The 12,405-nt window shown below is 35.2% G+C and carries 7 protein-coding genes and 1 riboswitch; of the genes, 5 read left to right on the top strand and 2 right to left on the bottom strand.

Going from position 1 to position 12,405, the window contains the following annotated elements:
- Positions 1-2,348: transglycosylase domain-containing protein (locus E1171_RS17485; protein ID WP_155207347.1), on the bottom strand; the 2,348-nt coding region annotated here is incomplete at its 3' end.
- 82 nt (positions 2,349-2,430) lie between these two features.
- Complete coding sequence (locus E1171_RS17480) at positions 2,431-5,637, bottom strand: AsmA-like C-terminal region-containing protein (protein ID WP_187696517.1); 3,207 nt, start codon at positions 5,635-5,637, stop codon at positions 2,431-2,433.
- A gap of 428 nt (positions 5,638-6,065) precedes the next feature.
- Here E1171_RS17480 and E1171_RS17475 point away from each other — a divergent pair, with 428 nt between their 5' ends.
- The 5 genes from E1171_RS17475 (at position 6,066) to E1171_RS17455 (ending at position 12,048) form a co-directional block, all read left to right on the top strand.
- Positions 6,066-7,028 carry a hypothetical protein gene (locus E1171_RS17475; protein ID WP_155207345.1) on the top strand — a complete coding sequence of 321 codons (963 nt, stop codon included), beginning with the start codon at positions 6,066-6,068 and terminating at the stop codon, positions 7,026-7,028.
- Positions 7,029-7,091: 63 nt separating this feature from the next.
- Entirely contained in the window at positions 7,092-8,474 is a 1,383-nt protein-coding gene (locus E1171_RS17470; protein WP_343031445.1) for an aldehyde dehydrogenase family protein, read from the top strand.
- Positions 8,475-8,564: 90 nt separating this feature from the next.
- Complete coding sequence (locus E1171_RS17465) at positions 8,565-9,362, top strand: hypothetical protein (protein ID WP_155207343.1); 798 nt, start codon at positions 8,565-8,567, stop codon at positions 9,360-9,362.
- A gap of 191 nt (positions 9,363-9,553) precedes the next feature.
- The gene (locus E1171_RS17460) at positions 9,554-10,399 is read left to right on the top strand and encodes a universal stress protein (RefSeq protein WP_155207342.1); all 846 of its coding nucleotides are present in this window, start codon (positions 9,554-9,556) and stop codon (positions 10,397-10,399) included.
- 139 nt (positions 10,400-10,538) lie between these two features.
- Positions 10,539-10,645: riboswitch (SAM riboswitch) on the top strand.
- 164 nt (positions 10,646-10,809) lie between these two features.
- Positions 10,810-12,048 carry a homoserine dehydrogenase gene (locus E1171_RS17455; RefSeq protein WP_155207341.1) on the top strand — a complete coding sequence of 413 codons (1,239 nt, stop codon included), beginning with the start codon at positions 10,810-10,812 and terminating at the stop codon, positions 12,046-12,048.
- Positions 12,049-12,405 lie beyond the last annotated feature (357 nt).

The following is a 12,405-nucleotide window of genomic DNA, read 5'->3' as shown; positions in this document are numbered from 1 at the left end:
TTTTTTTTGTTCTTTTTTCTTTTTGATTTTCGCTTTTTTCTCTCTTTTCTACTTTCCTCTTGTTTATCCCTATTGGGATTTCCAAATAGTTGTTTAAACCAATTATTCCTTTCATTATTTAATAAACTGTCTTCATCTACAGACATTTCATCCAAATAAGGTTCGCATTGGAGTTTTTCCCATATTTCCGCAGATGCAATTGGAAACCTCGCCCTACTAATAGAAGTCATGTTTTTATCAGCGTTTACCTGCCTCATAAAATAGCCAAAAATAGGTAGAGCTGTGTTAGCTCCCTGCCCTAAGTTAAGTGAACGAAAATGAATCCTTGGATCATCCGCACCTACCCAAGCTCCTGCAACCAAATTGGGAGTTATCCCTATGAACCACCCGTCAGCCTGAGATTGGGAGGTTCCTGTTTTTCCAGCAATATCATTTCTTAGATGGTAATAATACCTTAACCTTCTTCCAGTCCCCTCATCTATTACTCCTTTGAGCATTTCCAACATAGTTTCAGCGTTTTCTTCAGAGATCACTGCCTTGGAATAAGCTTCTTTATGTTCGTAAAGGATATTTCCTTTACTATCTTCAACCTTTATAATTGTAAAGGCAGGAATTCTCTTTCCCTTGTTGGCAAAAGTGGCATAGGCAGAAACCATCTCATAAAGTGATAAAGTAGGGGTTCCCAAAGCAATGGAGGGAACATTTTGTATGGGACTTTCTATCCCCATCCTTTTTGCTACCATTATCACATTTTCAGATTTTGCCTGCATTAATAATTGGACGGATACCGTATTGATAGAATTCATCAAAGCACCACGCATGGAATACTGCCCCCCGTAAACATCATCAGCATTTTTTGGAGTCCAATCTTCATATTCTTCATAGGTTATGGGTTCATTTTCAAAATACTCACAGGGTTCAATTCCCTGTTCCAAGGCTGCTGTATATACAAATGGTTTAAAAGTTGAACCCACCTGCCTTTTGGTATTTTTATTGACATGATCGAATGGAAAAAATTTATGATTGATGCCTCCAACCCAGGCTTTAACGGCCCCTGTTTTTGGTTCTATAGCGATAAATCCAGTGTTTAGGAAATACAGATAATGTTTTACTGAATCAAGTGGAGAAAGCTCAATATCCCTTTCCCCTTCAAATGTAAAAATTTGCATGGGTACCTTTTGCTGAAAAATTTGTGTTATTTCCTCTTCAGATTTTCCTTCAGCAGCCAATTTTTTGTAGCGTTTGGATTTTCTAACAGCTTCTTCAAGGATTTGTGGATTTGAAATCCAGGGAGCAGACCTTCCCCAATGTTTCTTAAAAGTTCTATTAATGTCTCCCATCTGTTTCCCCACAGCCCTTTCAGCATAATCCTGCAGTTTTGAATCGATGGTAGTATATACTTTCAGCCCATCCGAATCTAGATCATAAGGGGTTCCATCTGCTTTGAGCTTGTCCTTAAGTATGGCATTTAATTCCTTTTTTAATTGTGCCCGAAAATAAGGGGCCGATCCTTCATGGGAAGATTTTTTTTGGTAATCCACTTTAATGGGAAGGACTTTCAGGGAATCAGAATAGGCTTGATTAATATAACCATATTTTACCATTTGATTCAGTACAAGGTTTCTTCTTTTGGTCGCTTTTTCTGGATATAATCGGGGATTATAAGAAGTATTGGCTTTTAACATACCAATGAGAACAGCACCTTCCTCAGGATTTAAATCTTTGGTATCTTTGCTAAAGTACCTTTCAGAGGCCACTTCAATTCCAAAAGCATTTTCACCAAATGGCACCGTATTAAGGTAAAGGGTAAGGATTTCTTCTTTAGTATAGACCTCCTCCATACGTTTGGCCACGATTATTTCTCTAATCTTATTGACCGGAAGACTTAGAAAACTGTAACTTTTTCTCGGAAATAAATTTTTAGCTAATTGTTGTGTAATGGTGCTTCCTCCTCCAGAGCTTCTTTTTCCCAAAATTATAGATTTGACCATTACACGGATCAGACTTCTTAGATCAATGCCATTATGGGTATAAAAACGGGCATCCTCTGTAGCAATTAATGCATTGATTACAGATTCTGGTATCTCATCATATGAAATATTGGTTCGGTCTTGATAATAATATCTCCCTAATAACTTTTCATCTGCGGAATAAATCTCAGTTGCTGAGTTACTTTTTATATTTTGCAGTTTTTCAAGGGTAGGAATCTCTCCAAAAAAGCCGATTCCCACCGCCAAAATTAAGCCCACAACAAAAGAAAAACCCAATAAAGTACTAATAGCAAGGAAACGAATTATATGTCTTTTAAAACGTTTCTTTTTCTTTTTTGACTTTTTAGAAATTGCCATTTAATAAAACAAAAATCAGGAATCGGGCCTGAAGTAAAAATTAAAAAATACAACTAATGTGATCTTCACAAATTTGAGGCCATTATCGATTTCTAAATCGATCAATGTTTAATTTCAATTCATTTTTATAATATTCAAAGATCTCATTCGCAATTTTGCTAGCTATTTTCCTATTTTCATAGGTCACCTCAAATTCACTTGGTGTGCCTTTAATGTTGATATACACATTAGTATTCAGGAACCGATCTTCAGCGTATGAAACGGTTTCTATATCTGGTTTTCCCAGAATTTTACGTGGAAGTCTAACAGTAATAAAATATGGTATTCTTTTAAATAATTTTACTGGTATTACCTTTAGAACTCGAATGGGTACTTCAAGGTGATAATCCATCAAATTTTCGACGGTCTGTGTACCTGCAACAAAAAAATAGCCTAAGTTAGAATTAATTTTCATTTTAGGAATATAAAAAACACTGTCCTTGTATACTAGAGTATTGCTTAAATCATAAAATCTAATATCGCTCAAGGCCTCATTTTGAAAAAAAATGGACATAATCCTTAAAGGTTTGAAATTTAGCAACCTTCCATTTTTTACCGTAGCATCCAGAATAACTTCGGTTTTTGACAGATCCGGTTTTAGCTTTTCATCAAAATAAAATTCCGTATTAATTATGGCAGACACTTGTCCACCGACATTTTCGTCAACCAAAATATCTTGCTGAAAATTTTCAAAGCTAAATAGAAAATCACTTAAATTTATGTTTTGCATATCAACCTGTCCTTTATAATTCATTTCTTTTCTATCACTCAGGTCCAAATCCCCTTTCAAACTTACTGTCCCACCGGCGATATGTGTTTGGAGAGTGTTGATTCTTACATATTGATTGTCGGTAATAGAAAGGTCTCCTCTAAACTTATAATTGGAAAATTTTTTAAATTTGATTTGGTTAACAAAGGCCATGAATTTAAGGTCAGGCAATTTTATTTTTACGGCACGGGGGGAGCGTTTCCCTTTATTTTTCTGATCATCTTGATTTGGTATTAGTTTTTCATTTTCCTCCAGACTTTCTTGATCGAACATTAATTCATCAAAATCCAATAAATTGGAATTAAAGGATATATCAATTAGCAGTTTTTCATCTTTTTTAAATGCATTAATTAAATTACCAGTAACTGCTAAATCACTTTTTCCAATCATTCCTCTGAGTTCCCGAATTTCCACATTGGACTTTTCGATGTTTATCTGGCTCTGAATATCATGAAATCTAGGTTGATAGCCCTCCATTTGAAAGTTCAAATCTCTCACCCAAAATCTACTTAGGGCTAGCAAACTATCCGCGCTAAATATTCCCGAAGGGATTTTAATACTACTCTTAAGGTTTAAATCGATCATCCGTTTGTGCTTGATCCTTTCCAAGGAATCTTGATGATAAGGGGCCCCAGATATTTCCGTTAAATCAATAATAGGAGCAAACAAACTTGATTGGATTCTAATAGTATCGATCGAGACATCCTTTCTTTTGATAAAATTCGAAATATTAGAGTTTAGTAGGAAATGGCTGTTTCCTACTTTTCCTTCTAATTCATCAATTTCCACTTGTTTATCCGAAATTGAGATACTTCCTCCTGAAAATTCTATTGGAAGGTGATATTTATTTGAAGTGAATTTTAATCTATTAAATTCGGCCATGTTGTTTATGATCCATGATTTATCCCGAATAGATTGGTTACTTATAAAAAGAGTGCCCTCAAAAGAAAAATTAGTCAAGTCTGCCTGTTCATTAGTGGGATAAGTTTTGTTAAATAATGGAGCAAAGAAAACTTCTGTTGAACGAAGGTCCATCTCCACCAAAACATCTCGGTCAGATTTTTTAAATAAAGTCAACCAATTAGTTATGTTCGTGTAAAGTTGAAAGCGATTTTTATCCAGGTTAAAATATACATTTTTTCCCTGAAGCGTTTTAACATCGATATTTAAATCCCCACTTACATTTGTAAATGGAAGGTCCATCCCTTTTATTTTTAAAGTCCCACCATTAATAGTTGCTTTAAACTTACTGTCTGCTTCCAGTGTCTGAAAAAAATTAGCCGTTTTTCCCTTCAGCAAGAACTTAGTGTTAATATGACCTTTTGTGTATTCAATAGGGGGAATTTTAAAATGCTTTAAAATGTTTGAAATGTCTGTATTTAGGTCCAAATCAAGTAGAAGGTGAGGATCCTTTAAATTATAAAGTAGAAACCGACCTTTTTGCCGAAAATTTTCAAGTTCAACATCTATATCCCTAACATCAATACTAAATGTTTGAGGTAATAAAGAATCTCCGTTATTAAATCGGGCCTTAAGGTTTACATTTGAGAATTCTTTTTTTATCCAGGGGTCGTAGAAGGAATTAACCAAAGTATCAGATGAGAGTGTCGAGACTTCTGCCATTATCTTGGGAAGAATCATAGAGGTATCCAGCCGTTGTGCAGTAATTGAAAATTTTAGTCTACCAATTGGATCGAACCTTTTTATTTGCTTCAAAGCAACTGAAGGAAGTAAAGTCTTAAGGGTTTCAATATTAATATTAGGAGTACGCAGAAGGGAGTAATAAATCTTATAATCCTCCAAACTCATAGAACCGGTTAGGGAAAGTTTTGCATCATCCACCTCCAGATCTCCTTTCCCAACTCTTACTGTTTTATTCTCAAAATTATAGACTATTCTGCCATCTATTCCCAAAGGACGATCTTTTAAAAAAATAATATGATCTTTAGATAGGGAATGAACTGAAAGATCTCCTTTAACAAAAACAGACATCCGCCTTTGAATGGCCAGAAGAGAAGCATTAAAAGTATTTGCTTGAAAATTGCAAAATAGATTGGTTTGTTGATTATCGTATAGTAAACCAAAGTTTTCAAAATCTATTTTGGCAATAAAGAGACGGAGGCTCTTCCGTGTAAATTTCGATTCTTTATTTTCTTTAAAAATAGTGAAGTTTTTATTACCCCTGGCATCTACCCTCATGTATAGACCCCCATTCTGCAATTTTAATCTTTTAAATTGAAAATCCCTTCTGATTAGGTCATAGAGGTTTAGGGTGAGTTTAATGTTTTTAGAAACTAAAAGAGAATCTTCCTGTATTCCCCCGGAAACCCTCACTTCCTGAGCACTAACCGTTACTTCAGGGAAATTTCCAAGAGGATCTACCGAAATTTTCTTGAACCATATTTTGGTTTCAATTCTATTGTTTACCTCCTTTAATACTTTCTGAATGATATCTTCCTGATACACAAATACCAATGCCACCAGGTAAATGCATAAGCCCAGTATGCTAATCAGGCTATAGAGAATTATGTGAAAAACTTTTTTAGACATGAAAAGGATAGAAGAATACTTCCTTTTTTTATAACATCTTTGCGACTTTATTTCTCACACAAACCAGAATTTATTCGAAAAAAGATTATCCTCCAATTTCGATGATTGTAGAAAAGTCCCCTGATAGTTAGTGATAAGTGAATTGATAGGAATTTAGAATGACCAAATAAATTCAAATATGGTTTTTCAATGGCATATTTTGGAATAGCGTTCTTGAATGGTATATTTAATATAATTCCTTTTCTATTTGGGAATTTGCTTTTTAGATATCCCTTAACCTAAACCTTCCTAAATGGAGAATAAGGATTGTCTTCAAAAAGCGCATATTTTGTGGTTCATCATTACTTTATTTTCCTCCCATGAAACTCCCTCCGTATTATCTAAAATTCTCCTATTTCTGTTTTATCCTTCTCATTGCTAGCTGTAATTCCAAAAGCCAGTCTAGAATTACTTTCCAAAAAGCTGTTCATCAAGATTTTTTGGATTATTGGTATAAGGGAAAAGCAGAATTAAGTAGTTATAATTTGGAGCAAGCCCGTTATGGAGAATTAAGAAAGGGAAATGCTGTTTTGATTTTTGTCACGGAAGATTTCTCTAAAAAGAAACAGGTGAAACTTGATAAACCAAAAGCCCACCATGACGATGCAGTATCTGTGCTAAAATTAAATTTAACGAAAAAGTTCATTACGGGAATTTATCCATATTCTATATTGCTTTCTAGCTTTAAGCCTGTGGATATGAAGGAATATCCACATTCTTTAAAATTGACCACAAGTGTTCAGGAATGGTGTGGACAGGTATTTACTCAACTTAATCTGGGAGAGGGAGATGATGAATATGACATAAAAACCTTTTCTTATTTTGAATCGGAAGGAGACAAATTATATCAAGTTCCTGTAACTTTATTGGAAGATGAAATATGGCAAGTAATTCGAATGGACCCTTCCCAGTTGCCACTGGGTAATATTTCTTTAATTCCTTCTGCTATGATCAGCAGGTTGCTACACCAACCTTTTAAGCCCACCAAAGCAAGAGCCTCTATAAAGAGGTATGTGGGAAATGAATTTTTAGGTGATTCCTTAGTGGTTTATTCTTTGGAGTTTAGAAATACAGGAAGAGAAAAGAAGATTTACTTCGAAAAGGCATTTCCTCATCACATTGCTGGATGGAAAGAAACCTATAAAGATGGTTTTGGGGATCAGGCAAAAGTATTGGTTACAAAAGGAATATTAAAAAAAAGGATTAAACTAGATTATTGGAATTATAACAAAAACAAAGACTTACATTATAATTATGAATTAGAAAATAGAAGTGAAGATTGACTTTTATTTATGCCAGTTCCTAATTGATAAATTTAATTATTAAATATCATAATGTCTTCCATTTTGAAAATAAACGCTCCGTATGATGGGAGTTTAATAAAGGAAATAGAAATGCAAGATGGCCATGATGTAGAACATGCCTTGGCCATTGCTTATGATTTGTTTCAAAATAGGAATAAATGGTTACCTGCTGAGGAAAGAAGAGGAATTCTGGAAAGGACTGAGTTATTGATGAAAAACCAGGTTGAGGAACTTACTCAACTAGCAGCCCGAGAAGGAGGGAAGCCCTATATGGATTCCAAAGCAGAAGTGCTAAGGGCCATTAATGGTATTAGGCTGGCCATCGAGCATATGAGTCAAATGAAGGGAACCGAAATTCCCATGAATTTGAACCAAGCTTCATCTAATCGATTGGCTTACACTTTCAGGGAGCCTATAGGAGTGGTCGCCTCTATTAGTGCCTTTAATCATCCACTCAATCTGATTGTTCATCAAACTGTTCCCGCCATTGCTATTGGTGCACCTGTAATCATTAAACCAGCCTTAACGACTCCTCTATCTTGCCTTCATTTTATGGAGATATTGTATAAAGCAGGCTTGCCTAAAGAATGGTGCCAATGCCTAATTGTGGGTGACAACCATGCTAGTGAATTGGCAACTGATCCCAGAATAAATTACTTTTCCTTCATTGGATCTGCAAAAGTAGGTTGGCATTTAAGGTCACATATTTCTGCAGGAACACGCTGTGCTCTAGAACATGGAGGGTTGGCACCAGTTATTGTGGAACCTGATGCCGATTTAGATAAGACCATTCCGCTTATTACAAAAGGTGGATTTTATCATGCAGGGCAAGTATGTGTTTCTGTTCAAAGGGTATTTGTACACGATTCTATAAAAGAAAAATTCAGTAAGCGACTCAAACAAGCTGTTGAACAGCTAAAAGTAGGAGATCCTTTGGATCCGGAAACAGAAGTAGGTCCTTTGATTTTACCTCGGGAAGTAAACAGGGTAGGACAATGGGTAAATGAAGCCCGTGAAGAAGGTGGAAATATTCTGTGTGGGGGAAGACAACTTTCTGACAGTATATATGCACCAACAATTCTTATGGACCCTTCCATTGAGGCCAAAGTGTCCACTTTAGAGATTTTTGGCCCTGTGCTTTCCATTTATTCCTATAAAAATAGAAGAAAGGCCATTGACCAAGCAAATGCACTTCCTTATGGTTTTCAGGCGGCTGTATTCACTCAAAATATTGATAAAGCCTTGGATACGGTCAAACGGTTAAATGCTTCAGCTGTTATGGTCAATGACCACACTGCCTTTCGGGTAGACTGGATGCCATTTGGGGGAAGAGATATGTCTGGATTAGGTTGGGGAGGCATTCCTTATAGCATGCATGAAATGAGTAGGGAAAAACTTATGGTGATTAAGAGTGATCTTCTTTAATAACTTTGGGCAATTATTTTTTAATTAAATCCTGAATCGATTAAGTTTATTAGGCAAAAAGCCCTAAATGTTCTGAAATTAAATTTCCTCATGACAGTAAACGGAAAACACCCTGATATTACCCCAAAAGACAAAAGGAAAAAAAAACCTGGTAAGAAAAGATGGATTTTCTTTCTCCTAGGTTTCCTTTTTTTATGTGGGGCCATTTACTTTATTGTAGATGAGCCCAAACCAAAAGGAGAGAAGGGGGCTGAAGCAGAAGTTTTTGCCCAAAAAATGCTATTAGCGATTAATGACGAAGCCTGGGAGAAAACTAATTTTGTGTCTTGGAAATTTATGGACAGGCATTTCTATGTATGGGATAAAAAAAGACATTTGGCTTTGGTGGAGTGGGATGACATAAAAGTAGTTTTCGACATCAACAGAAAGGAAGGGTTTGCCTGGGAAAAGGGTAAAACGTTAAAAGAAAAAGCACTAGAAAATAAAGTTGATAAGGCTTGGAAATATTGGGTAAACGATTCCTTTTGGCTGAATCCCATATCCAAGATATTTGATCAGGGAACAGAAAGAAGTCTTGTTGATTTAGAAGATGGTCAAAAAGGATTATTGGTTACCTATACCAAAGGAGGAAACACCCCCGGAGATTCCTATTTATGGACGGTAGATGAAGGATATGTACCGAACAAATGGAAACTTTGGGTTTCCATTATTCCTATTGGAGGGGTGGAATTCAGTTGGGAAGATTGGATTTCAACTGAAACTGGGGTTCAAATTTCGACTTTACATAAAGGAAGGTTAATTGATATAAAGCTTTCCGATGTAAAAACAGCTAATAATTATTCAGATTTCAATTTTGAGGGGGAGGACCCATTTACGATTTTGGAATAACCACTTTTTCCTGGCCTTATATTCCATATTATTAATTTGACTACAAAGGACTGAAATGAATTCGGAATAAGTAATCGGAATTGATTGAATGAATTCTTTGTTATGATGGTAATTCTTGTATGATCTATGAACTCTTGGGAATAGAATAATATTTGATTTCCACCGATCAAGATCCCATTTACTTTAGTAAAATGAAAAAGATATTGGTGCCTACGGATTTTTCTCCCTTTTCGGATTACGGCCTCCATATGGCAGTTCATATTGCAAAAGTAATTGGACCCGTCCGTATCTATTTATTAAATATTATTCCTCCTCCCGTCATTACGGGTTTTTTCCCCTCCTCTGATATGGCTGAAATTGAGGAAAGCCGGGTCTATGTGGCTGCATTACATCATGCGAACAAAAAACGGCTGAAAAGACAAATGGATGAATATCAGGATTTTGGGGTACCAATCCGTACGGTTATAATGATAGACCATATAAGTGATGGATTAGAGCGATTTATAACCCAGCATCATATAGATATGGTTGTTATGGGAACAAGTCGAGAATCCACTCTCGATGAATACTTTTTGGGAAATCATACTGAACAACTGATGCGCATTGCCTCATGTCCGGTTATCACTGTTAAAAAGCCCATAAAAGATTTTCACATCAAAAATATACTATTAGGAATAGATTTAAAATCGGAATGGAAAAGTCAACTTTCATTAATCCGTGACTTTTCCGCAATATTTCAAGCTGAGCTGCACCTTTTGAATATTTGTGAAATAGATGAAGATCAAAAAGAAATTAGCCAGCAATTAGAAAAAATTGCTATTCAAAATCATTTAGAATCCTATTCAATCAATGTTAAATATGAGGAAAATAAGGAAGCAGGTTTGATTCGGTTTGCCCGTGAAAATCAATGTGATATGATTGTCCTTCTTTCTCATCAGCGTTCGGCAATCCAGCATTTTTTTATGGGTAGCATTTCCGAAGACTTGGTAAAATATACGGATCTCCCAGTAATGTCCATAGGGTTAAAGGCAGCATAGAATTAGAAATATTTAATAGTTAAGAATCAGGAGTGAAAATAACTTTAAAGTATTAGCTCTAATTTAAAAACTTATTCTTTTTCCTTGCTTATTAAAAATTATAGTCTTTATATTTGCGCTACGTTCTTAATCGTTTTTAAACTTATCAAGAAAGGTGGAGGGTTCAGGCCCGAAGAAACCTTGGCAACCCTCAAAATAAAAGAGAAGGTGCCAATTCCTGCCCGGATTAAACGGGAAAGATAGGTCAAATGGAAATTTGGAAATTATTTACAGTTATATTCCAACCTCCCAGACTTATCTGGGAGGTTTTTTTATTGCCAAATTCCAGAGGTCACCTAAAAAGTGATTTAGCCTACCCAATCTTTTTCTTGATCTTAAGAAAACTTTTGCCATAAAAAGAGTTGCATAAAATGTCCAAAAAGAAAATCAGATTAGGTGTTTTTGGTTTTGGTTGTGTAGGCCAGGGACTTTACCATGTTTTGGAACAAACCAAAGGCCTTGAAGCGGAAATCGTAAAGATTTGTATAAAAAATCCGTCCAAAGAAAGGGAATTACCATCTTCCTATTTCACAACTCAAAAAGAAGAATTGCTTAATGATGATAAAATTGATGTCATTGTTGAACTAATTGATGATCCGGAAGCGGCTTATCACATCGTTAAAGAAGCTTTACAAAAAGGCAAAGGGGTAGTTACTGCCAATAAAAAAATGGTAGCTGAAAATTTTAAGGAATTAATTTTCTTACAGAATCAGTACAATGTTCCCCTCCTTTATGAAGGGTCTTGCTGTGCAAGTATTCCTATTATTAGAAACCTGGAAGAGTACTATGATAATGATCTCCTAAACGGTATGGATGGGATTTTCAACGGTTCTACCAACTACATTCTTTCCAAGATCTTTCAGGAAAATAAAGCCTTTGAAAGTGCTTTAAAAGAGGCTCAAGAGAATGGGTTTGCAGAAACTGATCCTACACTTGATATTGAGGGTTTTGATCCCAAATATAAACTTTGCATTATTTTAGCCCATGCCTTTGGTGTTTTTGTAAAACCCGAACAAATAGCAAATTTTGGAATTCATAAGATTTCCCCTCATGATATTCTTTTCGCTCAGGAAAAAGGTCTCAAAATCAAGTTAGTTTCTAAATGCCGTAAAATAGGGGACAAGGTTTTCGGTTTTGTCGCACCGCAATTTGTAGACAAAGACCATTACCTTTTCAATGTGGAAAATGAATTTAACAGTGTGGCCGTAGAAGGAGCTTTCTCGGAGCATCAATTATTTGTAGGAAAGGGTGCTGGAAGTTATCCAACAGGATCAGCAGTTCTTTCCGACATTTCCGCTTTAACCTATAATTACCGTTACGAATATAAAAAGCACAACCAAAATACCTCTTTACAATTTAGTAATGAGATCAGTTTTGAAGTGTATGTAAGTTGGTCAAATGGAACCAAAATTAATCTTGATGACTTTGAAGAAATTTCAGAGAAGTTTTCTGGGGCGAAAATTAATTATTTGATTGGAAGAATTAAGTTAGAAACTTTAAGAAAGACAGAATGGGTGAGATCCAAAGACACTAGCCTTATTCTAACTCCTGGTTCAAAGGTAAATTTTGTTGAAGAAAAGGAAGACATTTACGATAAAGATTTTGTATAAAAAATAACCCCAATAGTTGCTTGATCGGCGGAGCTATATTTTATAGTTCTGCCTTTCTTTTTTTAGTGTTGCTCCTAATTTAGAGACCAAATTCTAACGCCTGAGAATCGCGTATTTAAATTCCAACTAACCATTGGCCCGAATACGAGAAAATAACGAGCCATAAATTGTAGAAGGTTTTGTTGGGCTTGAACTTTTGCCTGAATTCTATTTAACATAAAATAAGTTATAGCAGATTAAGCCTATAAAGTGTATTTGTTGTTCTATAATTTATATTATGTTAAATAGAATATTGTGAGATTTAAACCCTTCTCTTCTACTAACAATTAATGAGTAATTTTCCATTACTTCTCCTAC

Origin of the sequence: Xanthovirga aplysinae, assembly GCF_009711365.1 — a bacterium.
In the GTDB taxonomy this organism is placed as follows: domain Bacteria; phylum Bacteroidota; class Bacteroidia; order Cytophagales; family Cyclobacteriaceae; genus Xanthovirga; species Xanthovirga aplysinae.
This window is presented reverse-complemented; position numbering and strand designations above follow the sequence as displayed.

What these genes read in the sequence shown, in the direction of transcription:
- E1171_RS17460 (WP_155207342.1), top strand. Translation starts at nt 9,554, where the DNA reads ATGAAAAAGATATTGGTGCCTACGGATTTTTCTCCCTTTTCGGATTAC.
- E1171_RS17465 (WP_155207343.1), top strand. Translation starts at nt 8,565, where the DNA reads ATGACAGTAAACGGAAAACACCCTGATATTACCCCAAAAGACAAAAGG.
- E1171_RS17475 (WP_155207345.1), top strand. Translation starts at nt 6,066, where the DNA reads ATGAAACTCCCTCCGTATTATCTAAAATTCTCCTATTTCTGTTTTATC.
- E1171_RS17455 (WP_155207341.1), top strand. Translation starts at nt 10,810, where the DNA reads ATGTCCAAAAAGAAAATCAGATTAGGTGTTTTTGGTTTTGGTTGTGTA.